At 70.7% G+C, this 23448-nt stretch carries 15 protein-coding genes and 1 riboswitch; of the genes, 12 read left to right on the top strand and 3 right to left on the bottom strand.

Annotated features, from left to right (window positions below):
- The first annotated feature begins 31 nt into the window (after positions 1-31).
- From hemB to ACTJI8_RS15440, 3 genes are all read left to right on the top strand, one after another.
- Positions 32-1024 (top strand): porphobilinogen synthase, encoded by a 993-nt coding sequence (hemB, locus tag ACTJI8_RS15450; protein ID WP_440734436.1) that lies wholly within the window; start codon positions 32-34, stop codon positions 1022-1024.
- A 128-nt stretch (positions 1025-1152) separates the two neighbouring features.
- Positions 1153-2475: a glutamate-1-semialdehyde 2,1-aminomutase gene (gene hemL / locus ACTJI8_RS15445; RefSeq protein WP_440734302.1), complete on the top strand. Its 1323-nt coding sequence runs from the start codon at positions 1153-1155 to the stop codon at positions 2473-2475.
- 219 nt (positions 2476-2694) lie between these two features.
- On the top strand, positions 2695-3153 hold the full coding sequence (locus ACTJI8_RS15440; RefSeq protein ID WP_440734301.1) for a hypothetical protein: 459 nt from the start codon (positions 2695-2697) through the stop codon (positions 3151-3153).
- A gap of 84 nt (positions 3154-3237) precedes the next feature.
- On the opposite strand, the gene ACTJI8_RS15435 is transcribed toward ACTJI8_RS15440, so the two are convergent.
- The gene (locus ACTJI8_RS15435; RefSeq protein WP_440734300.1) at positions 3238-5778 is read right to left on the bottom strand and encodes an ATP-binding cassette domain-containing protein; all 2541 of its coding nucleotides are present in this window, start codon (positions 5776-5778) and stop codon (positions 3238-3240) included.
- A gap of 188 nt (positions 5779-5966) precedes the next feature.
- Here ACTJI8_RS15435 and ACTJI8_RS15430 point away from each other — a divergent pair, with 188 nt between their 5' ends.
- From ACTJI8_RS15430 to ACTJI8_RS15420, 3 genes are all read left to right on the top strand, one after another.
- Positions 5967-7088 (top strand): enoyl-CoA hydratase/isomerase family protein, encoded by a 1122-nt coding sequence (locus ACTJI8_RS15430; RefSeq protein ID WP_440734299.1) that lies wholly within the window; start codon positions 5967-5969, stop codon positions 7086-7088.
- A gap of 209 nt (positions 7089-7297) precedes the next feature.
- Positions 7298-9025: an ABC transporter ATP-binding protein gene (locus ACTJI8_RS15425; protein ID WP_440734298.1), complete on the top strand. Its 1728-nt coding sequence runs from the start codon at positions 7298-7300 to the stop codon at positions 9023-9025.
- A gap of 110 nt (positions 9026-9135) precedes the next feature.
- Complete coding sequence (locus ACTJI8_RS15420; protein WP_440734435.1) at positions 9136-11337, top strand: ABC transporter ATP-binding protein; 2202 nt, start codon at positions 9136-9138, stop codon at positions 11335-11337.
- A gap of 418 nt (positions 11338-11755) precedes the next feature.
- Here the strand turns inward: ACTJI8_RS15420 and ACTJI8_RS15415 are convergent, their stop codons facing one another.
- Positions 11756-13657: a D-alanyl-D-alanine carboxypeptidase gene (locus ACTJI8_RS15415; protein WP_440734297.1), complete on the bottom strand. Its 1902-nt coding sequence runs from the start codon at positions 13655-13657 to the stop codon at positions 11756-11758.
- Positions 13658-13881: 224 nt separating this feature from the next.
- A riboswitch (TPP riboswitch) is annotated at positions 13882-13991 on the top strand.
- On the opposite strand from ACTJI8_RS15415, the gene ACTJI8_RS15410 reads away from it, so the two are divergent.
- The 3 genes from ACTJI8_RS15410 to ACTJI8_RS15400 all read left to right on the top strand — a co-directional run bounded on the left by ACTJI8_RS15410 (position 13987) and on the right by ACTJI8_RS15400 (position 17002).
- Positions 13987-14637: an ECF transporter S component gene (locus ACTJI8_RS15410; protein WP_440734434.1), complete on the top strand. Its 651-nt coding sequence runs from the start codon at positions 13987-13989 to the stop codon at positions 14635-14637. Its footprint overlaps the riboswitch before it by 5 nt.
- Complete coding sequence (locus tag ACTJI8_RS15405; RefSeq protein ID WP_440734296.1) at positions 14634-16202, top strand: ABC transporter ATP-binding protein; 1569 nt, start codon at positions 14634-14636, stop codon at positions 16200-16202. The genes ACTJI8_RS15410 and ACTJI8_RS15405 overlap by 4 nt, the downstream gene beginning before the upstream one ends.
- The gene (locus ACTJI8_RS15400) at positions 16199-17002 is read left to right on the top strand and encodes an energy-coupling factor transporter transmembrane component T family protein (RefSeq protein WP_440734295.1); all 804 of its coding nucleotides are present in this window, start codon (positions 16199-16201) and stop codon (positions 17000-17002) included. The genes ACTJI8_RS15405 and ACTJI8_RS15400 overlap by 4 nt, the downstream gene beginning before the upstream one ends.
- 1 nt (position 17003) lies before the next feature.
- Here the strand turns inward: ACTJI8_RS15400 and ACTJI8_RS15395 are convergent, their stop codons facing one another.
- Positions 17004-17633, bottom strand: coding sequence for a TetR/AcrR family transcriptional regulator (locus ACTJI8_RS15395; RefSeq protein WP_440734294.1), 630 nt, complete (start codon positions 17631-17633; stop codon positions 17004-17006).
- A gap of 217 nt (positions 17634-17850) precedes the next feature.
- Here ACTJI8_RS15395 and ACTJI8_RS15390 point away from each other — a divergent pair, with 217 nt between their 5' ends.
- The 3 genes from ACTJI8_RS15390 to ACTJI8_RS15380 all read left to right on the top strand — a co-directional run bounded on the left by ACTJI8_RS15390 (position 17851) and on the right by ACTJI8_RS15380 (position 23411).
- Positions 17851-19161 (top strand): MFS transporter, encoded by a 1311-nt coding sequence (locus tag ACTJI8_RS15390; RefSeq protein ID WP_440734293.1) that lies wholly within the window; start codon positions 17851-17853, stop codon positions 19159-19161.
- A gap of 13 nt (positions 19162-19174) precedes the next feature.
- Complete coding sequence (locus ACTJI8_RS15385; RefSeq protein ID WP_440734292.1) at positions 19175-20956, top strand: glycoside hydrolase family 3 protein; 1782 nt, start codon at positions 19175-19177, stop codon at positions 20954-20956.
- Positions 20957-21269: 313 nt separating this feature from the next.
- Positions 21270-23411: an MMPL family transporter gene (locus tag ACTJI8_RS15380; protein ID WP_440734291.1), complete on the top strand. Its 2142-nt coding sequence runs from the start codon at positions 21270-21272 to the stop codon at positions 23409-23411.
- The last annotated feature ends 37 nt before the right edge of the window (positions 23412-23448 follow it).

Raw genomic sequence — 23448 nt, 5'->3', positions numbered from 1 at the left:
CGGACTTCGCTCTGATGCCGCCGCCGCCGGGCTGGGCGCATCGGCCGGCTTCCCCGACGTCCGCCCGCGCCGGCTGCGGCAGTCCGCCCCGGTGCGTTCCCTGGCGCGCGAGACGGATCTGCTGCCGCGGCACCTGGTGCTCCCGGCCTTCGTGCGCGAGGGGCTGACGGATCCGTCCCCGATCGGGTCCATGCCCGGCGTCGTGCAGCACTCGCTCGACTCCCTCCGTCGCGCCGCTGTCGAAGCGGCCGAGGCGGGCGTGACCGGGATCATGTTGTTCGGCGTGCCCGCCGTGCGCGACGCCACAGGATCCGGTGCCGATGATCCGGACGGGATCCTCAATGTCGCCACCGCCGCGCTCGCCGCGGAGGTCGGCGACGCCCTCGTCGTGCAGACCGACCTGTGCCTGGACGAGTTCACCGACCACGGTCACTGCGGCGTGCTCGCCACCGACGGCTCCGTCGACAACGACGCGACCCTCGAGCGGTACGTGTCGATGGCGCTCGCCCAGGCGCGCGCCGGATCGCAGCTGCTCGGGCTGAGCGGCATGATGGACGGCCAGACCGCCGCGGTGCGCCACGCGCTGGACGCCGAGGGCTTCCAGAACGTGCTGCTGCTCGGCTACGCCGCGAAGTACGCGAGCGCGTTCTACGGCCCGTTCCGTGAGGCCGTCGACTCCCAGCTGCAGGGCGACCGCCGCACTTATCAGCTCGACCCGGGCAACCGGCGCGAGGGCGTGCGCGAGGCGCTGCTGGACGAGGCCGAGGGTGCGGACATCGTCATGGTGAAGCCGGCGATGGCGTTCCTCGACGTGATGCGCGAAGTGCGCGACGCCGTGCGCGTGCCCGTGTGGGCGTACCAGGTGTCGGGCGAGTACGCGATGATCGAGGCCGCGGCGCAGAACGGCTGGCTCGATCGCGAGCGCACGATCCTGGAGTCGCTGCTGTCGATCCGCCGTGCCGGCGCCGACGTCGTGCTGACGTATTGGGCGACCGAGGCCGCCCGCTGGCTCGCCCGCGGCTGAACCGGGCCCAGGTGCTTTCGAAGCGCGCAAATGGCTCCATTCAGGCCTCGGATGGAGCCATTTGCGCGCCTTGAAACGAGGAGGACCCGCCGACACCCGGGCACAGGATCCTCCGGGAGAATGGATCCATGACCGACCGCAATGACGTCCTGTTCGATGCCGCCCGTGCCGTGATCCCCGGAGGGGTGAACTCCCCGGTGCGCGCCTACGGGTCGGTCGGCGGCACGCCGCGGTTCCTGGCGAGCGCGTCCGGCGCGACCGTCACGGATGCGGCCGGCACGAAGTATCTCGACCTCGTCGCGTCCTGGGGCCCGGCGCTGCTGGGGCACGCGCACCCCGAGATCGTCGCGGCCGTGCAGGAGTCGGCCACCCGCGGGCTGTCGTTCGGCGCCCCGACCGAGGGCGAGGTCGAGCTCGCCGCGCTCATCGCCGACCGCGTGCGGCACGGGGACGTGCGCCCCGTCGAGCGGGTGCGGCTGGTCTCCACGGGCACCGAGGCGACCATGACCGCGATCCGGCTGGCCCGCGGCGTGACCGGCCGCGACCTGCTGGTGAAGTTCGCCGGACACTACCACGGGCACTCGGACGGGCTGCTGGCCGCGGCTGGATCCGGCGTCGCGACCCTCGCCCTGCCCGGATCCGCGGGTGTCCCCGCCCCGATCGCCGCGCAGACGCTCGTCATCGACTACAACTCCCCGGAGGCGCTCGCCGCCGTGTTCGCCGAGCACGGCGACCGGATCGCGGCTGTGATCGTGGAGGCCTCCGCGGCGAACATGGGCGTGGTGGCGCCGCAGGCCGGATTCAACCGGCTCATCGCCGAGACCGCGCATGCGCACGGCGCCCTGATGATCCTGGACGAGGTGCTCACCGGCTTCCGCGTGCACGCGGCCGGCTTCTGGGGCCTGCAGCAGGCGGCGGGTGAGGAGTACCTGCCCGACATCATCACGTTCGGCAAGGTCGTGGGCGGGGGCATGCCGCTCGCGGCGCTCGGCGGGCGTGCCGAGGTCATGGACCGGCTGGCGCCGACCGGGCCGGTGTATCAGGCGGGCACGCTGAGCGGGAACCCGCTCTCGGTCGCCGCGGGCCTGGCCACGCTGCGCCTCGCGACCCCGGACGTGTACGCGCGGATCGACGCCGCCGCAGCCCGGCTGTCCGCCGCGCTCGACAGCGCGCTCACCGACGCGGGCGTGCAGCACGCCGTGCCGCGTGCAGGCAACCTGTTCGGCGTGGCCTTCGCGGCCGAGGCCCCGCGCGACTACACCGAAGCGCAGGCGCAGCAGGTGTTCCGGTACGCCCCGTTCTTCCACGCCATGCGCGAGCAGGGCGTGGCGCTGCCGCCGAGCGTGTTCGAGGCCTGGTTCCTCACGGCCGCACACGGCGAGGTGGAACTCGCAGCGATCGAGGCTGCGCTTCCCGCGGCCGCTCAGGCCGCGGCCCGCGCCACGGCCTGACCCCACGGACGCGGATCCCGTCCGGCATCTCCGCTCACTGGTCGCGAATTGCGACTTTGAGCCAGTGAATGCCGCAATTCGCGACCACTGAGCAGGACCGAGTGGACGAGAGCGCCGTCATCGCCGGACCGCGGATTGTGGATCCCCGCCAGTGGGATCGTTGCCGTCCTGTGAGGTGCCTCGCGGGCGGATCCGGGTCGGCGCTGGCAGACTGGGGGAATGGTGACGCTGCTGCTGGATCGGACCCGCCTCGAGGTGGAGCTCTCTCCGCTCGAGCGCGCTGTCTCGTTCCGCCGCGACAACCTGCACATCGCCCGCGAGTCGATCGTCAAGGTGCAGCTCACGGATGACGCCTGGACATGGTTGCGCGGCGTCGGCAGCCCCGGCACGCATGTGCCGCTGGTGCTCGCCGCCGGCACCTGGAAGTCGGCGAACGGCGATGACTTCGTGCTCATCCGGCGGCACAAGCCCAGCGTCGTGATCGACCTCGAGGGCGCCGAGTTCCAGCGGCTCGTCCTCACGACCCGGCACGGTCTGGCGCTCGCGCAGGCGCTGCGGCTCGATGCGACCTCCGAGCTCGCGGAGGTCACCGACATCGCCGCGACCGGGGCGATCCCGGTCGTGGAGCCCGCGGGCAAGCCCAGGCGCAAGCGCAAGCCTGCGATCCGCCCCGCCTAATCCGCCCGACTCGCAGGTAGGGGAACGACGGAGCGGCGACCGTCCTCTCAGACGATCGCCGCTCCGTTCCTGCTTCGGCCCCGGTCAGTGCCCGTGGTGGTCGCCGTCGTGGCGCTCCCCATCGTGGTTCTGCTCGTCGTGGTTCTGCTCGTCCTGGCTCTGCTCGTGCTGTGACCCGTCGCGCTGCTGGTCGTCCTGCGGCGCCGACTCGTCATGCGCAGCGGACTGCTCAGCGGACTCCTCGTCGCCGGCCGGACCGGGCGTGTAGGAGGGAGCGTCGTCCGTGAAGAACGCGCGGGCCGCGGCGGCGAGGGACGCGCTGACGGCGGCGGCGCGCGGATCCTCATGCTGGTCGATCTCGCCCTGCGTCACGTCCTCGAGGTCGTCGTCATCGTCGGGCGACTCGTCGAGGATGACCTGGATCTCCTGTGTGCGCCCCTCGGCGAGCGCCGCGAAGATCTCGATCCCGGCGATCTCGGTGGTCTCCGTGCTGGGCTCCGGCGTGGCGAACTCGTCGTCGGCGGAGGGTGTCGTGATCACGGTCGTCGCCGCCGTGGGGGCGTCGTCGATGCGGTCGTCGCGGTCGTCCGCGTCCGGCTCCTGGCTCTCGGAGTGGTCCTCGCCCTCGGCGGTCTCGACGTCGGAGGTCTGCGGGGCCGACGGCACGCCGGTGATCAGGTCGTCGAAGGACACCGGCGCGGCGTCCGGGATGGTCAGCGCGGCGGTCTCGAAGGATCCGAGTGCTGCGGATCCTTCCTCGCCGGCGTCGGCGGCGTGGGTGAGAGGGGCTTCGTGCTCGTCGGAGTCCTCGTCCTGCCGCGCCTCGTCCGCGCTGTCCTGGGCCGCGTCGCCCGGCGTGTAGTCGGCGTCGATCGGGGCGGTCAGCGCGACGCCCGCCGCGATGGCGGTGTCGTCGTGGGCGTCCTCGGACGACGCGGAATCCTCGTCGGTGCGCTCTGTCTGGTCCTCGACGCCGGTCTCCGCTTCCGCATCCTCGGTCGACTCCGACTCGGACTGGTCCTGCTCGCCCTCGTCCGCCTGGACATCCGTGTCGGTGTCGCCCTCGGCGGATCCGTTCTCGCCGGAGGCGTCGGTGCCGGAGGCGTCGGCCTCCTCCTCGCCCTGGTCGGATCCGTCCTGGTCCCATCCGTCCTGGGTGGAAACGCCTTCGTCGGAAGCGCCTTCGTCGGAACCGTCCTCCGGGGACCCGTTCTCCTCGGAGTCGGAGTCGGAAGCCTCGTCCGCGCTCTCCGCATCGTTCTCGTCGGTCGCGGGAGCCTCGTCCTCGGGCACACCCTCGCCGCCGTCGATCGCAGTCTCGGCGCTCTCGGACTCGGCGCCCTCGGTGTCCGTACCGGCCGTCTCGGATCCCTCGTCCTCGGATCCTTCGTCCTCGGATCCTCCGGCGTTCTCGTTCTCGTCGGCTGCCGACTGCGCCGCGGCGAATTCGGCAGCCTCGCGGCGCGTGGTCGGAACCGCGGCAGCGCCTTCCGCCGGGGCGGCCGCGCCCGCGGCGTCGAACAGGCCGGCGACACCGGCGCTCGCAGCGGCCACGACCGGCACGGCCGCGGCGGCGCCGAACAGTCCTGCGGACGGGATGCCGTCGGCAGTCGCCGGCTCTTCGGCGCTCTCGTCGGAGGCATCCGCCGTGGAACCGGAATCGGCCGTGACGGGCGCCTCGGTCGCCGCCTCCGGTGCGCCGACGACCGGCATCGCGCCGGTTGCGGAGTCGCGACGGCCGTGCACGAGGTCGAGGAAGACCTCCTCGAGGCTCGGTCCGCGCTGCAGCAGCGTGGTGAGCGCGAGGCCGGCGGACGCGGCGACCGCGCCGACGGCGGCGGCGTCGGTGTTGTGCACGGTCAGGCCCGAACGCAGCACGTCGAAACTCAGCCCGGCGTTCTGCAGGGAGGCGGCGAGCGCCGCACGGTCGTCGGCGTCGACGACGACGGATCCCGTGGTCGGATCCGAGAGCTTGCCGATGCTGTCGGCGTAGACCAGACGGCCCTTGGACAGCACCAGCACGTTGTCGGCGATCTGCTCGATCTCGCTCAGCACGTGCGAGGAGACGAGAACCGTCCGGCCCTCGTCGGCGAGCTGGCGCATGAGCAGGCGCATCCAGCGGATGCCCTCGGGATCCAGGCCGTTCGCGGGCTCGTCGAGTACGAGGGCGCCGGGGTCGCCGAGAAGGGCCCCGGCCACGCTGAGCCGCTGACGCATGCCGAGCGAATAGGCGCCGATCCGGGTCTCGGTCTCGTTCTGCAGGCCCACCAGCTCGAGCACTTCCTGCACGCGGGAGAGGGGGATGCCGTTCGCCTTCGCCGCAATCGTCAGCTGGCGCGGCGCGGTGCGGCGGGGGCGGTAGACCGCCTCCTCGAGCACGGATCCGATCGTGCGCAGCGGGTGGCGCAGCTCGGAGTGGGCGACGCCGCCGATGGTGGCGGTGCCCGTGGTCGGACGGATCTGCCCGATCATCATCCGCAGTGAGGTCGTCTTGCCGGCGCCGTTGGGCCCGAGGAACGCGGTCACCGCGCCGGGCTCGATACGGGCGGAGAGGTCGTCGACAGCGGTGAGAACGCCGAAGCGCTTCGTCGCATGCGAGAACTCGAGCACTTGTCCGTCGGTCATCCGCGGCCTCTCATAGATACAGCAGTACCCCTCTATCCTGCCGGATGGGGAGGGAAAACGCAGGTTGATCCGGGGCATTCCGCCCAATGCGGGGGCCGCCGCGCCCGCGATGCGGAGGCATGCTCGTGCTCTGTCCACCCGGTCGTCGGCACTTCGGACGGAGCGCCGTGCGCGGTAACGTGGCATCCGTGAGCACCGTCGAAGACGCCCAGGGATCCGCCGCCGCAGACGCCGAGGTGCTCGTGCGCACCGAGGGAGCGCTGGGCTGGATCACGCTGAACCGGCCGCGCGCGCTCAACGCCCTCAACGTCGGGATGATCCGCGCGGTGCACGCAGCGCTCGATGCCTGGCGCGACGACAGCGACATCGAGATCGTCTACATCGACGGAGCAGGGGAGCGCGGCCTGTGCGCGGGCGGCGATGTGCGCGAGCTGCATCGCCAGATCACCGCGGGACGCAGCGCGGACACGGTGGAGTTCTTCCGCGAGGAGTACGCGATGAACGCCGCGATCGCCGAATACCCGAAGCCCGTCGTCGCGATCGCCGACGGCATCACGATGGGCGGCGGCATCGGCGTCGCAGGGCATGCGGCGATCCGCGTGGTCACCGAGCGCTCGCAGCTCGCGATGCCCGAGGTGAAGATCGGCTTCACGCCCGACGTCGGCGGCACCTGGCTGCTCGGCCGCGCCCCTGGCCGGCTCGGCGAGTTCCTGGCCCTCACGGCGGGGACGATGAACGGCTCCGAGGCGCTCTACGCGGGGTTCGCCGACTTCTGGGTCCCGTCCGAGCGGCTGGACGCGCTGCGCGACGCGCTCGCACACCGGGCGGATCCGACCGGGCCGAGCGAGATCGTGATGCTGTTCGACGAGACGCCGGATCCGTCACCGCTGTCCGCGCAGCAGGCGTGGATCGACGAGGCGTTCTCCGCCGAGACGGTGCCGGAGATCATCGCGCGCCTCCGGGCGCTCGCGGATGCCGGGCAGGGCGACGCGGCCGTCCCGGGCGAAGGCCCTACCCCCGCCGACACCGCAGACCTGCTCGAGTCCCTCGCGCCGACCGCGCTCGTCGTGACGCTGGACGCCGTGCGCGAGGCCCGCGTGATGGACTCCGTGCGCGACGCGCTGGCGGGGGAGTACCGACGGGTGCTGTGGTTCGTGCACCACCACCCCGACCTCGTCGAGGGGATCCGCGCTCAGCTGGTCGACAAGGACCGCAATCCGCACTGGGATCCGCAGACCCTCACCGACCTCGCCCCCGATGCCGGTGCCGAGGCGCGCGACTACGTTACCCCGGTCCCGCTCTGGAGCTGACGCGCGCTTCTCCGGGCGCCCGGGTTTCTTAACCGGATCCGAAAATCTCCACGCGAGCAGGGATTCGTTTCGCCCTCAGCGAAGATCTGAGTCGATCCTCCTCAAGGGGGATGTGAATGTCCGTGCCGCGTGGCAGGGTGTTTCGTGGTCGTTTCTCGACTCATTCCGCTTCCCCTGGGGAAGTCCGCTCCCACAAGGAAAGTCCGCCCGTGCTCGGAAAGATCCTCTTCCGCTATCTCAAGCGCTACAAGTGGCTGCTGCTTGGTGTGCTGGTGTTCCAGTTCGCGAGCGCGTATGCCTCGCTGTCCCTGCCGCGCCTCAACGCCGACATCATCGACAAGGGCGTCGCCAACGCCGACACCGCCTACATCTGGTCGCACGGCGGGTTCATGCTCGCCGTCTCGCTCGGGCAGATCATCGCCTCCGTGATCGCGACCTACTTCGCCGCGCGCGCGGCGATGAGCATGGGTCGCGACCTCCGCGCCGACGTGTTCGCCCGCGTCAGCGGCTTCTCCGAGCGCGAGGTCTCGCAGTTCGGCGCCGGATCGCTGATCACCCGCAATACGAACGACGTGCAGCAGGTGCAGATGCTGGCGATGATGGGCTCGACGATGTTCGTGACCGCGCCGCTGCTCGCGATCGGCGGCATCATCTACGCCCTGCAGACCAGCCTCCAGCTGAGCTGGGTCATCGCCATCTCCGTGCCCGCCCTGCTGATCGTGGCCGGCATCATCATCGGCCGCATGGTCCCGCTGTTCCGCAGCTACCAGGGCAAGCTCGACAACGTCAACCGGATCATGCGCGAGCAGCTCACCGGCGTGCGCGTCGTGCGCGCGTTCGTGCGCGAGCGCATCGAGGAGGAGCGCTTCCGCGGCGCCAACACCGACATCATGGTCGTCGGCCGCAACGTCGGCTCGCTGTTCGTGCTGCTCTTCCCGCTGTTCATGCTGATCATGAACGTGACGATCGTGGGCGTGATCTGGTTCGGCGGCGTCGAGGTGAACAACGGCACGGTCGAGGTCGGCACGTTGTTCGCCTTCATGCAGTACGTCGGCCAGATCATGTTCGGCATCATCATGTCCAGCTTCATGGCGATGATGATCCCGCGCGCCGCGGTGTCCGCAGAGCGCGTCGGCGAGGTGCTCGACGCCGAGCAGAGCATGACGCGACCGGAGAACGGCGTGACGTCGTTCCCGGTGCCGGGATCCGTTGCCTTCGACGACGTCTCCTTCACGTACCCGGGCGCCGAGTCGCCGGTGCTGCACGGGATCAGCTTCGCGGCGGAGCCCGGTGAGACCGTCGCGATCGTCGGATCCACCGGCGCGGGCAAGACCACGCTGATCTCGCTGATCCCTCGACTGTTCGACGTCACGGGGGGCGCCGTCGTCGTCGGCGGCACCGACGTGCGCAAGGCCGATGTCGACGCGTTGTGGAAGAGCATCGGACTCGTGCCGCAGCGCCCGTTCCTGTTCAGCGGGACGATCGCGTCCAACCTGCGCTACGGGCGTGAGGAGGCGACCGACGAGGAACTGTGGGCCGCGCTCGAGATCGCGCAGGCGAAGGACTTCGTCTCGGAGATGCCCGACGGGCTGGACTCGACCATCGCCCAGGGCGGAACGAACGTGTCCGGCGGTCAGCGCCAGCGGCTCGCGATCGCTCGCGCGATCGTCCACCAGCCCGAGATCCTCGTCTTCGACGACTCGTTCTCGGCGCTCGACCTGACCACCGACGCCCGGCTGCGCCAGGCGCTGTGGCGCGAGCTGCCGCACGTGACCAAGATCGTGGTCGCGCAGCGCGTCTCGACCATCACCGATGCCGACCGCATCGTCGTGCTGGAGGGCGGGACGATGGTGGCCGCGGGCACGCACGAGCAACTGCTCGAGACGAGCGACACCTATAGAGAGATCGTCGAGTCGCAGCTGGGGGTGGACGCATGAGCCCTTCGACAAGCTCAGGGACCGAGGGCGTGGACAAGAAGGCCGCACGCGCCGAGCGCATGGCGCAACGCCGGGCGAAGTACGCCGGCGGATCGACGGCGACCGTCGAGATGACCGACGCCGAGAAGCTGGAGGCCGAGCAGGCCGAGAAGGCGCGCCAGCAGGGCGGCGGGATGTTCGACGGGCCCGCCCCGGGCAAGGCGAACCAGTTCGGCCCGAGCTTCAAGCGGATGATCGGGCTGCTCAAGCCCAGCGCTGTATGGTTCGTGCTGGTCTCGATCTTCGGAGCGCTCGGCGTCGTGCTCGCCGTGGCCGCACCGAAGGTGCTCGGCAACGCGACCAACATCATCTACGAGGGCTTCACCTCTCTGCAGCTCGCCAAACCGCAGAACGGCTTCCCCGGCTTCCCGGAGGGCATGTCCCAGGCGCAGGTGGTCGAGCAGCTGCGCGCCGCGAAGCAGAACCAGTTCGCGGACATGGTGGCCGCGTTCGGGCCGTTCAGGGTCGGCGACGGGATCGACTTCGAGCAGTTGCGCTGGGTGATCACCGCGGTGCTCGCGATCTACGTCGGATCCGCTCTGCTGAGCTGGATCCAGGGGTACGTCATCAACGTCATCATGGTGCGCACGATGTGGCGCCTGCGTGAGGATGTCGAGGCGAAGATCAACCGCCTGCCGCTGTCGTACTTCGACAAGGTGCAGCGCGGAGAGCTGATCTCCCGCGTCACGAACGACATCGACAACATCACGCAGACCATGCAGCAATCGCTGTCCGGCGCGCTCACGTCGGTGCTCACCGTGGTCGGCGTCCTGATCATGATGTTCTCGATCTCCTGGCAGCTGGCCCTCGTCGCCCTCGTGGCGCTGCCGCTCATGGCCGTGATCTTCGGCGTCATCGGACCGCGTTCGCAGAAGGCGTTCGGGATCCAGTGGAAGAAGGTCGGCCGCCTGAACGCGCGCGTCGAGGAGGCCTTCTCCGGTCACGCGCTGGTCAAGGTGTTCGGCCGCGAGAAGGACGCGCTGGACAAGTTCCAGGTCGAGAACGAGGAGCTCTACCAGGCCGCGTTCAAGGCCCAGTTCCTGTCCGGGCTGATGATGCCGGCCATGACCTTCATCGGCAGCCTGACCTACGTCGGCCTCGCCGTGCTCGGCGGCCTCATGGTCGCCAGCGGTCAGCTGCGGCTCGGCGACGTGCAGGCGTTCATCCAGTACTCGCAGCAGTTCACCCAGCCGCTCAGCGAGCTGGGCGGCATGGCGGCGGTCGTGCAGTCCGGCACGGCCTCGGCTGAGCGCGTCTTCGAGCTGCTGGATGCGGAGGAGCAGGATCCCGACACCGAGGACGCACCGACCGTCACCGACGGCAAGGGCGTCATCGAGTTCGAGCACGTCGCGTTCTCGTACACCGAGGACCGCCCGCTCATCACGGATCTGTCGTTCCAGGTGGAGCCGGGTCAGACGGTCGCGATCGTCGGCCCGACCGGCGCGGGCAAGACCACACTGGTGAACCTCATCATGCGGTTCTACGAGCTCAGCGGCGGTCGGATCCTGCTCGACGGGCAGGACATCGCCCAGATGGAGCGTTCCGACCTGCGCTCCCGCACCGGCATGGTGCTGCAGGATCCGTGGCTGTTCGCGGGCACGATCCGGGAGAACATCCGCTACGGACGCTCGACCGCGACCGACGACGAGGTCATCGACGCCGCCAAGGCGACCTACGTCGACCGCTTCGTGCACGCCCTCCCCGAGGGCTACGAGACGAAGCTCGACGAGGACGCCTCGAACGTCTCGGCCGGTGAGCGTCAGCTGATCACGATCGCGCGCGCGTTCGTCGCACAGCCGTCGATCCTCATCCTGGACGAGGCCACGTCGGCCGTCGACACCCGCACCGAGCTGCTGCTGCAGCACGCGATGGCGGCGCTGCGGCATGGGCGCACGTCGTTCGTGATCGCGCACCGTCTGTCCACGATCCGCGACGCCGACCTCATCCTGGTGATGGAGCACGGCGACATCGTGGAGAAGGGCACGCACGAGGAGCTCATCGCGGCCGAGGGCGCGTACTGGCGGCTGTACCAGTCGCAGTTCGAGCAGGCCGCGAGCGATACCGATGCCGACCAGGCTCTCGTCACCGGAACCGTCACGGTGCCGACCGACGGATCCGTCGCGTCGGTCCCTGAGCTTGTCGAAGGGGCCGAGGCCGGCGGGGCCGCCGTCGCCGGGGCGGGGACCGCTCCTGTCGCTGTGGCCGAGCGGGTCATCGAATCGGCCGAGCGGCCGGACGGCCCGTCGATCGAGTTCGGCGACGACCGGGTCTGAACCGTCCCCCTCGATGAGAGCGCCGTCGTCCTGTTCGCAGGGCGGCGGCGCTTTCGCGTTGCCGGATTGCGCCGTACATTGTGCGCCGTGCACCGGGGTTGGCGTCGGGGCCGGGGTCAGCGGCAGGGACGGGTGCTGCCGAAGTCTCAGTCGAAGTCTCAGTCGAGGGCGGATTCGGGGTCGCGGCGGGGCGCGGCCGTAGTCTCAGCCGTCGCAGCGGCGGGCCCGCGCCCGTGTGTTCAGGTCGCACTTTCTGCTCTGCCGAGGCCGGTTTCAGAGCAGAAAGTGCGACCTGAGCGGATCCAGTGCGACCTGAGCGGATCCAGTGCGACCTGAGCGGATCCAACGCGACCCGGACCGACCGGCTGCGACAGGGTCATACTCGCCCAACGACCGTTGCCGGTCGGATCCGGGATCCCTACTTCGTGAGTCCGAACAGCTCGAGTGGATGGGTGAGGCGCCACCAGAGGCTGGGGCCGTGCAGGGCGGTGCGCAGTTCCAGCGGCACCGAGGCGGAATCCAGCGGACCCTTCAGGCTGAGCGTTCCCGCCTTCTCGCCGGCCTTCCACTGGTCACCGAGCGAGAACTTGGTGGTCGCGGTGGCCGAGGCGCCGTTCCACAGCACGACCCGGCCGTCTTCGGCCGCGACGACCTGGGTGGTCTCGCCCCACGCCGTGTCGACGGTGCCCAGCGTCGCACCCTTGCCGACGGTCTGCGGCTGGTCCTTCAGCGCCGCCTCGATGCCGGCGTACAGGGCTCGTGAGGCATCGACCCGGCCCTGATCGCTGTCCTGCCCGAGGGCGGCGACGTAGATTCGCACGATGGTGTCGCTGTCGGAGACGTCCTTTGCCGAGAGCAGGTTGTAGCGAGTGTCGTCCCCATCGCCGATCGTGCCGGTCTTGATGCCGACGATGCCGGCGTCGTCGATGAGGCCGTTGGTGTTCTTCACGACGCCCGCGCCGGGTAGTTCGACGCTCTTCTGCTTCACGATCCCGGCGATCACCGGGTTCTTCTCGGCGATCTGGCCGAGCTGGATGAGCGCGCGCGGGGTTGCGACGTTGCCGAAGTCGAAACCGGAGGGCGTGACGACCGTGATGTCGCCGAGGTCGTGCTGGCTCAGCCATTGGTTGGCGGCGGCGGCGTAGTTCTCCTCCGTACCCCAGACCTCGCGGGCGAGCCGGTCGGCGTAGTTGTTCGCGGAGCCGAGCAGGATCCCCTCGTAGAGCTGGTACTGGGTGAGGGATCCGTCCACAGGCACGTCGAGCGCGGACTGATCCTGCCTCAGGTAACTCAGGTAGTCGTCGCTGTCGGCCTGGGTGAATGCGAACGAAGGACCCTGCTCGCCGGGCTTGAGCGGAAGCTTGTCGAGCGAGACGAGCACGGTCACCAGCTTCGTGATGCTGGCCATCGGTACCTGCTGCTCGGCCGAGGCGATCGCGCCGATGCCCTCGACGCCCACGGCGGCGCTGCCCGTGGCAGGCCAGGCCGCAGCCGCCGCAGGGGCGGCGGCCGGCTGGAACTCGACCGCGGAGGCGACGGGCTGCACGGCGTTCAGCGGCCAGAGCGCGGTCGTGGCGCCGTACGCCACGATCACGGCGAGCACTCCGACGAACGGCAGCAGCACGCCGGGCCGGACGAGGGTTCGGTGCGGGGCGTCGTCGAGCAATGACCGGGAGGGAGCCGTCGCGGCGGCCGTACCGGCGCCCACCCGGGCCACGTCCACCCAGGTGAGAGCGGCGGTCGGGGTACGGTCGGGGCCGCGGACCAGCCCTGCGGAGGGCAGCGGTCGCACGGGGGCGACGGGGGTCCGGTCGGCATCGGTGCCGGCGGCTGCCTGCGGCACGGAGGCTGGTTCGGTAACGGCGGTCCGACCTGCGCCGATGGCGGGGACGAGGGGCGTCGGCTCGACGATCGGATCCTCCGGCAGCGCGGGCGGCGTCGACTCCGACGTTACGGCCGGCGCCGACGTTACGGCCGGTGCCGACAGGGCGGGCGGTGCGATCTCGATGGCCGGATCCTTCTCGGCGACCGCCGACTCAGAGGTCGCAGCCGACCCGGAGGGAACCGCATCCGTCGCTCCTCCGAACAGCGATGCGGAGGGGGTCGACTCGGGTGCGGGGAACAGCGGTGCGGCGGGAGGGACGTCCTGCGCGGGGAACAGCGACGCGGATCCGCTCCGCTCCGGCGTCGTCGAGAACAGTCCAGCCGGCTCGACCGCGGTCTCGTCGATCTCCGTTTCGGTGCCCTCTGCATCGAGTGCGTCGGTGTCGACGATCTCCGGATCGACCTGGGCGGCCCCCGGACCGTCGTCATTGTTCACCCCCCTACCGTATCGGGCGCCCCTGTCAACAGCGGGTATCCTGCGCGTTCGGGCGGTCCGGGAGGCCGGGGCGATCGTGACGCGGTCAGGGCGATCCGCCCGCTCTCCACCGCCGCAGGATGACCCTCCGCGCGGACCGAGGGCATCCGGCGACAGCGCAGGGGATGGGCTGCGTCGCACCACGACGAGGCGGTCGCCGCCGCTTCCTCACGGCGCTAGAATGGGCGGATCACCACGGGAGTCCGGCGAGCCGGGCTGAGAGGGAGCGAATCGCGCTTCGACCGTCGAACCTGATCCGGATCATGCCGGCGCAGGGAGGAGTTTCCATGATGCACACATCCGTCCGCGCGTCCGAGACGAACGCAGACAGCACGCAGAGCCGGGGCCTCGGCCGTCCGGGACTCTGGCGCTGGCGCGTCGTCGACATCGTCGTCGCCAGCGTGATCGCCGTCGCGTGCGCCGGCGTCTTCCTGCTGTGGGACATCGTCCACGTGGGGCCGAGCGCCCTGCTCACCCCGCTGCTTCCCGGTCTGCAGGAACTGCTCGCCGGCCCGTGGCTGCTCGCCGGAGTGCTCGGCGGTCTCATCATCCGCAAGCCCGGTGCGGCGCTGTACACCGAGCTCGTCGCCGCGGTGATCGAGTCGCTCGTCGGCAACCAGTGGGGCCCGCTGACGATCGTGTCGGGGCTCGTGCAGGGCCTCGGCGCCGAACTCGTGTTCCTGGTCTTCCTGTACGCCTCGTGGCGGCTGCCCGTCGCGCTGCTCGCGGGAGCCGCCGCCGGTCTCGCCTGCGGCATCAACGACCTGATCCTGTGGTACCCCGGATCCGGGACCCTGTTCATCACGGTCGCGCTGATCTCCGCCACGGTGTCGGGCCTGATCGTCGCGGGCCTCGGCGGGTGGCTCATCACGCGGGGCCTCGCCGCGACGGGCGCCCTCAGCCGCTTCGCCTCCGGGCGTTCCGCGGCTGCGCGGGTGTGAGCGCGGCACGGCCAGGAACGCCCGCGCGGCTCGAAGCGCACGGCTGGGGCTGGCGCTACGCCACTCGGCGTCGCTGGGCGATCCGTCACGCCTCCGTTCAGATCGAGCCGGGGGAGCGCGTGCTGCTGCTCGGCGCTTCCGGATCGGGCAAGTCGACCCTCCTGCAGGGCCTCGGCGGCGTGCTCGGCGGCGCCGACGAGGGCGAGGCCGAGGGAGCGCTGCTCGTCGACGGGGTCCCGGCGGACCGCGCCCGCGGCAGGGTGGGGATGGTGCTTCAGGATCCGGACACGCAGACGATCCTGGCTCGCGTGGGCGACGACGTCGCCTTCGCGTGCGAGAACCTCGGAGTTCCGCGGGCGGAGATCTGGCCGCGTGTGGACGCAGCCCTCGCCGCCGTCGGGCTGGACCTGCCCCTCGATCGGCCGACCTCGGCGCTGTCCGGCGGGCAGAAGCAGCGGCTCGCGCTCGCCGGCGTGCTCGCGATGCGTCCGGGGGCGATCCTGCTCGATGAGCCGACGGCGAACCTGGATCCCGCCGGCGTCGCCGAGGTGCGTCGCGCGGTCGGCTCGGCGCTGGACGCCACCGGGGCGACCCTGGTGGTGATCGAGCATCGCATCGACGTGTGGATCGACCTCGTCGATCGCGTGATCGTGCTCGGCACGACGGACGACACGACGGTCGTGATCGCGGATGGCGACCCGCGCGCCGTGCTGGAGCAGCGTGCCGACGAGCTCGCCGCGATGGGCGTGTGGGTGCCGGGCATCGACGTCGCGGCGCGGGCCAGAGCGCTGGTCCGCGCGCCGTCGCCGTCACCGGAGGCGCCCACCGGACCCGTCTCCGGACTGCCATGCCGTGGTCCGGGTGGCGCGGGCGGCGAGCGCGGCGCGGGCGGCGACGGCGGCGAGGAACTGCTCCGCGCCGACGGTCTCGTGGTCGGCCGCGCGAAGGGGATCCCGGTCGCCGGACCGTTCGACCTCGTGGTCCGCGCCGGCGAGGTGCTCGGGATCACGGGTCCGAACGGCGCAGGCAAGTCCACGCTCGGGCTCACCCTCGCCGGTCTCATCCCGCCCCAGCGCGGACGGGTGCGCGCCACTGCGGCCCTGCACGCGGACGCCTCGGGGACGGATCCGATCTCGTGGTCGTCGCGGGAATTGCTCACGCGCATCGGCACCGTGCTGCAGAGCCCCGAGCATCAGCTGCTGGCGAGCACGGTGCGCGACGAGCTCTCGATCGGGCCCCGCGCGCTGCGCCTGCCCGATGCCGAGATCGAGGCCCGCGTGACCGAGCTGCTGGGAAGGCTCCGCCTCGACGCGCTCGCGGCGGCGAACCCGTACACGCTCTCCGGCGGTGAGAAGCGCCGGCTGACGGTCGCTGCGGCCCTCGCCACCAGGCCCCGTGTGCTGGTGCTCGACGAGCCGACGTTCGGGCAGGACGCCCGCACCTGGGCGGAACTGGTCGCCATCATCGCCGAGGTGCGCGACGCGGGCACCGCGGTGATCGCGATCTCGCACGACGAGGACGTGCTGCGGGCTCTGGGTGCGCGGCGACTGGAGGTCGGCGCATGACCCTGGCCCTGCCCGACATCCGTGCGGTCCGCCCCGGACCGATCGCGCCGCGCAGCGCGCTGGCGAAGCTCGCCGCCGCGCTGCTGATCACGCTGCCGCTGATCCTCTCGGTCGACGCCCTCTCCGCGCTCACCGCTCTGGTGCTCTCGATCCCGCTGCTGCTCTGGTGCGGTCTCAGCGCGCGCGAGTTCTGGCTGCGCACCGCGGTGCTCTGGATCGCGGCGCCGCTCAGCGCCGTGACCATCGCGCTGTACGGCCAGGCGAGCGGAGCCGTGCTGTTCGACTGGTTCGTGGTGCACGTCACCGAGGGGTCGCTCACACTCGCCCTGGCGACGGGGCTGCGGGTGCTCGCGATCGGGCTCCCCGCGGTGGCCTTGTTCGCGACGGTGGATCCGACGGACCTGGCGGACGGCCTCGCGCAACGCCTGCGGCTGCCGGCCCGCTTCGTGATCGGCGCGCTGGCCGGCATGCGCATGCTCGGCCTGCTCGCCGAGGACTGGCGTTCGCTCGCGCTGGCCCGGCGGGCACGCGGCGTCGCGGATCAGGGCCGGATCCGACGGGGGATCGGCATGGCGTTCGCGCTTTTCGTGCTGGCGGTGCGGCGCGGATCCTCACTCGCCATGGCGATGGAGGCGCGGGGTTTCGGCGCGCACGATCTGCCGCCGCGCACGTGGGCGCGTGCGGCGCCGTGGACCCGCGCCGACACCGTGCTGGTCGCGCTGGGCGCCCTCATCCCGGCGATCGCGATCACGGTCGCCGTCGCCGGCGGGACGTGGCACCTGATCCTCGGACCGTCCTGAGTCAGGGCCTCCGCGGGCCTGCCTCGTCCCCGAGGGGCACCACGAGCAGCTCCTCGATGCGGCGGCGCAGGGCCTCGGCCATGTCGACCGAACCGGGGTCGAGCAGCCACTGCAGCTGCAGGCCGTCCATGAGGGCGGTGAGTTCCGCCGCGGCGCGGTCCTCGTCGACGTGCGGGGCGAGGTGGCCCGCCGCGCGGGCGTCGCGCAGGGCCTTGGCCGTGCCGGACCTGATCCGCTGGTAGCGCCGCACGAAGTAGTCGTGCGCGGGGTGCGCGGGGTCGGCGGCCTCGGCGGAGAGCACGGCGTACAGGGCGATGATCCCACCCACCTCGGTGTTGTGCCGGGCGAGGTCCACCATGCCGCGCAGGATCCCGATGCCGTCCTGGCCCTGCGAGCCATTGCGCCGGAACCGTTCGCGATCCTCCAGATCCCTGGTCTCCAGCACCGCCTCCATGAGCGATTCCTTGGTGGGGAAGTGATGGGCCAGACCCGCGCGGGAGATCTCGCAGACCTGCGCGATCTCGAGCATCGTGGCGCTGTTGAAGCCGACGCGTCCGAACAGCGCGGTCGCGGCCGCGATGATCCGCTCCCGCCGGGCGCGGCCCGTGGTGTATCCGCGTTCGGTCGTCATCGGTGTCCCATCGTATGCGTCGGCGGGCATCGGCGGGGGTTGCGCTGACACCGGATCCGCGGCTGGATCCGCAGCCGAAGGCGCCTGAGATGCCTGCGGAACAAAAACCTACACTTGTGCCGGTATTCATGCTAGCTTCGATCAACCGGCTCCGAGGACGCGTCGAGCGCCTTCGTCGGCCCGACCCGATCCCACCGCTCGCCCCCAAGGACTGACAATGACGTCGACAACATCCGACACGCCCGAAGAGCTGCGCCCGCCCATCACCGAGACCACGTTCGTGGCGACCGCCTCCGGCGAGGACGACCCTCCCGCGCCGATCAAGGGCGTGCGACGGCTGCTCGCCTGGATCATCCCCGCGAACTTCGCGATCTTCGTGATCTGGGGCGCGGTGCCGGGGATCCTGCTGCAGGCGCAGCTGATCGCGATGTTCCCCGACGAGAAGACCCAGGTCGCGAACATCGCGATCGTGTCGACGATCGGCGCCCTCGGCGCGATGATCGCTCAGCCGGCCGCCGGACAGCTCTCCGACCGCACCCGTTCCAGGTTCGGCCGCCGCGCGCCGTGGATCATCGCGGGCGCGATCGTGGGCGGTATCGCGCTCATCGCACTCGGGTTCATGAACAACCTCGTGGGCATCATCATCGCGTGGACGCTGATCCAGGTCGCCTACAACTTCGCGCAGGGCCCGCTCTCGGCGATCCTGCCGGACCGCGTCCCGGTCGCCCGCCGCGGCACGTTCGCCGCGCTCTCCGGCATCGGTCTCATGTTCGGCGCGCTCGGCGGTCAGATCATCGGATCCCAGCTCGCGCACTCGATCACGCTCGGCTACATCATCTTCGCCGTCTTCGCGGTCGTCGTGCTGCTCGGGTTCGTCGTCGCGAACCCGGACCACTCCAGCCTCAACTTCCGGAACGAGCCGTTCAGCTTCGGCGAGTTCCTGCGCACGTTCTGGGTCAGCCCGATCAAGCACCCGGACTTCTTCTGGGCGTTCACGGGCCGCCTGCTGCTGTACACCGGATACTTCGCCGTCACCGGGTTCCAGCTGCTGATCCTGAAGAACTACCTCGGCGTGAAGGATCCCTTCTCGGTGATCCCGCTGCTCGGCATCCTCAGTCTCGTCGGGATCCTCATCGCGACGGTGATCTCGGGACCGCTCTCCGACAGGGTCGGCCGGCGCAAGCCGTTCGTCTTCGGGTCCTCCCTGCTCATGGCGGTTGCGCTGGTGTTCCCGATGATCGCCCCGTCTTACACGTCGTGGATGATCATGACCGTGATCAGCGGCTTCGGATTCGGCATGTTCCAGGCCGTCGACACCGCCCTGATGAGCCAGGTCCTGCCGTCCGCCAAGAACTTCGCCAAGGACCTGGGCGTCGTGAACATCGCGGCGACTCTGCCGCAGACCTTCGCCCCCGGCGTCGCCGGCGCGATCGTGCTCGCATTCGGGTACGGAGCGCTCTTCCCGATCGCGATCGTGCTGAGCGTGCTCGGCGCGGTCAGCGTCTGGTTCATCAAGTCGGTCAAGTAGAGGAGAACATGAGATGACGGACACTGTGAACGAGGTCGTGCTGCCCTACCGCGACGCCTCCCTGCCGATCGACGAGCGCGTCGAGGATCTGCTGGGCCGGATGGAGCTCGCCGACAAGGTGGGCATGCTGTTCCACACCATGGCGGCCTTCGCCGAGCTCGACGAGAGTAACCCGACCTTCGGACTCCCCTCGATCTCGTCCATGGTGCGCAAGCGCCGGATGAGCCACTTCAACCTGCTCGGCGCCGCTCCCGGCGGCCGCGAGTTCGCCGCCTGGCACAACGCCCTGCAGCGGATGGCCCTGGACACCCCGCTGGGGATCCCGATCACGCTCTCCACGGATCCGAGGCACTCGTTCAGCGACAACCCGCTCACCTCGCTCATGGCGGGTCCGTTCTCGCAGTGGCCGGAGACGCTCGGCTTCGCGGCCCTCGCCTCCCCGGAGCGCCTCGAGCGCTTCGCCGACATCGCGCGGCAGGAGTACCTCGCGGTGGGCCTGCGCGTCGCGCTGCATCCGCAGATCGATCTGGCCACCGAGCCGCGCTGGTCGCGGATCGCGGGCACGTTCGGCGAGGACGCGGATCTCACCTCGCGCCTCGTGGTCGGCTACATCCGCGGCTTCCAGGGCTCCGAGCTCGGCCCGGACTCGGTCGCGACCATGGTCAAGCATTTCCCGGGCGGCGGTCCGCAGCTCGACGGCGAGGACCCGCACTTCGCGTGGGGCAAGGAGCAGGTCTACCCGGGCGACGCGCGGGACTACCACCTGCGCCCGTTCATCGCGGCGATCGGTGCCGGAGCGACCCAGATGATGCCATACTACGGCCAGCCCGTCGGCACCGACTGGGAAGAGGTCGGGTTCGGCTTCAACAAAGGCGTGCTCACCGATCTGCTGCGCGACGAGCTGGGCTTCGAGGGCATCGTCTGCACCGACTGGGGCCTGCTCACCGACGTCGTCGTGTTCGGCGCCGACATGCCCGCCCGCGCCTGGGGCGTCGAGCACCTCACCCGGCCGCAGCGCATGGTCAAGGCTCTCGACGCGGGCATCGACCAGTTCGGCGGCGAGCTGTGCACCGAAGAGCTGCTCGGGCTCGTCGAGCGCGGCGAGGTCTCCGAGGATCGTCTGGACGTCTCCGTGCGGCGACTGCTGCGCGAGAAGTTCCGGCTCGGCCTGTTCGAGAACCCTTTCGTCGATGAGCAGACGGCGGCCTCGATCGTCGGCCGGCCCGACTTCGTCGCCGAGGGTCTGGACGCGCAGAGCGACTCGCTCACGCTGCTCACGAACACGGCGGTCGACGGCGGATCCCCGATCCTCCCGCTCGCGCGCGGAGTGAAGGTCTACGCCGAGGGCGTGGCCGCCGAGGCGCTCGCCGCGTATGCGACCGTCGTCGCGAGCCCGGAGGAGGCCGACGTCGCGATGCTGCGCATCAAGGCTCCGTTCGAGGACCGCGACCGCGGCGGGTTCAGCGACCTGTTCCACTCCGGGTCCCTCGAGTTCCCGGCCGAGGAGCACGCACGGCTGACAGCGATCGCCGAGTCGGTGCCCACGGTGATCGACATCTACCTCGACCGTCCGGCCGTGCTCGGCGGCCTCGAGGAGTCTGCGCGTGCGGTGCTCGCGGACTACGGCGCCTCGGACGAGGCCGTGCTGCGGGTGCTGTTCGGCGAGCGCGGACCGCAGGGCGCGCTGCCCTTCGATCTGCCCCGCTCGGACGCCGCCGTCGCCGCCAGTCGCACGGATGTGGCATTCGACACGGAGAACCCGACCTTCCGGTTCGGGCACGGCCTGCGGTACTGACCGGCACCACGAACGCGGTCTCCTCCGGGAGGCCGCGTTCGGCGTCGCGAGTGACAGCGGGATTCCGATCCGGCGCGTGGGGTCGCTGAGCCAGCGGCGACGAAGGAGCCACCCCCGGGGTCGTTGAGCGAAGACGCCGAAGGCGACTGAGACGAAACGCGGTGCCCTGGCAGCGCAGTCCGTGAGCGCGCCGCGTTTCGTCTCGCTTCGCTCGCTCAGCGACCGTGGCGGATCCGGTCTCGTCCCTTCGATCGATCTTTCGATCAACCTTGTGCACGATGGCGTGCGGAGTCCGCGCCGGTGGACTGGAGGCATGGCAGATTCCGTCGCGCGCTCGCGCCTCTCCGATGCCCTGACTTCGCGCCGCGGCGCGTGGGTCTCGCTCGGACTCGTCCTTCTCCTCATGGTGCTGCTGTTCGGCGCCTTCGGCTCGGCCAAGGCGCCGGGCGGCAATGCACAGGCTCCGGCCGCATCAGAGTCGACCCGGGTCTCCGAGCTCTTGAAGGCCTTCCCTCACGCGGACCGGCAGTCGGTGCTCGTCGTGGCGTCGCGGGGTGACGGTGCGGCGCTGTCCGAGGCGGACCTGGCGGCGCTGAAGGATCTGGTCCCCGTGCTCGGTGCCCGCGCGGCGGCGGATCCGTCGGGGCCCGTGATCAGCGAGGACAGGAAGGCCGGGGTGATCATCACTCCGATCACGGCGTCGGAGGCGAACGCCGAGAATGCGAAGGCGATCTCCGCGCTGCGATCGGACGTCGCCGCGCACGCACCGGACGGGCTGACGCTGCAGGTCACCGGCGGTCCCGCGTTCGGCGCGGACATCGCCTCCGCGTTCGAGGGCGCGGACTTCACTCTGCTGATCGTCACGATCCTCATCGTCGCGATCCTGCTCATCGTGACCTACCGTTCGCCGATCCTGTGGCTGATCCCGCTGGTGGTCGTGGCGCTTGCGGACGGACTCGCGGGCCGGATGACCGCGGCGGCCGGATCCGCGTGGGGCTTGCAGTTCGACGCGGGCATCATCAGCGTGCTGGTCTTCGGCGCCGGCACGAACTACGCGCTGCTGCTGATCTCGCGCTATCGCGAGGAGCTGCAGGCCGAGCCCGATCATCGTCGTGCCCTCGGCACGGCCTGGCGGAAGACCATGCCCGCGATCGTCGCCTCGAACGTCACGGTGGTGCTCGCCCTGCTCACGCTCGTGCTGGCGGTCATCCCGGGCACGCACGGGCTCGGGATCTCCTCGGCGATCGGGCTGCTGATCGCGCTCGGGTCGGTGCTGTTCCTGCTGCCGCCTCTGCTCGCGGTGTGCGGGCCGAAGGTGTTCTGGCCGTTCATACCCCGCCCCGGCGAACAGCGACGGCAGGGACGGGTCTGGCGCGGAATCGCCGGCGGTGTCGTGAAGCGCCCGGTCGTCGCGCTGCTCGCGGGTGGCGCGCTGCTGGCGGTGATGGCGGCGGGCCTGTTCGGCACCTCGGTCGGGCTCGACCAGGTGGAGAAGTTCCGGGTGCCGTCGGAGTCGGCGGCGGGACTCGAAGTGTTCTCGGCGCACTTCCCGGCGGGTGAGGCGCAGCCGATCCTCGTCGTGACCGACACGGCGCAGGCTCAGGACGTCGTCGCCGCGGCGAAGGACGTCGAGGGGGTCGTGCGCGTGCAGCCGATCGGCACCACGGCGGACGGCGACCTCACGAAGATCATGGTGACCAGCGAGTACGCGCCGAGCACGGACAGGAGCCTGAGGCAGATCACCGCGCTGCGCGACGCCGTGCACGCCGTCCCGGATGCGCACGCCGTCGTCGGCGGGGCGGTCGCGACCGACCTCGACGCCCGCGCCGGCAACCAGCAGGATCTGCTGCTCATCGCGCCCCTCGTGCTCCTGGTCAGCTTCCTCGTGCTGCTGATCCTGCTGCGTTCGATCGTCGCACCGGTGCTGCTGCTGATCGTGAACCTCGCCAGCGCGCTCGCCGCGATCGGCGCCGGCGCGTGGCTGAGCCGGGCGCTGTTCGGCCAGCACGCGCTCGATCTGCAGGTGCCGCTGCTCGCGTTCCTGTTCCTGGTCGCCCTCGGCATCGATTACACGATCTTCCTCGTGCACCGCGCACGCGCCGAGGCCGCAGAGCGCGGCACCCGTCAGGGCATGGTCGAGGCGATCGCGCACACCGGCGGCGTGATCACCAGCGCGGGCATCGTGCTGGCGGCGGTGTTCGCCGCCCTCGGGGTGCTGCCGCTCGTGACCCTCGGCCAGCTCGGCCTGATCGTCGGCGTCGGCGTGATCGTGGACACGCTCGTGGTGCGCACGGTGATCGTGCCCGCGATCTTCGCGCTTATGGGCGACCGGATCTGGTGGCCGGGTCGGCTGCGCCGCGCGTCGGATACGGCGTCATCCGCGGCGGCTGAGGCTCCGGATCCGGACGTCTCGGATCCTGACCCGGATCAGGTTCCCGTTCTCCGGGGTCGTTGAGCGAAGACGCCGAAGGCGACTGAGACGAAACGCGGTG

Source organism: Microbacterium sp. 22303, from assembly GCF_052045265.1.
Taxonomy (GTDB): Bacteria; Actinomycetota; Actinomycetes; order Actinomycetales; family Microbacteriaceae; genus Microbacterium.
The sequence above is the reverse complement of the archived record's forward strand: the minus strand, read 5'-3'. Positions and strand labels throughout refer to the sequence as shown.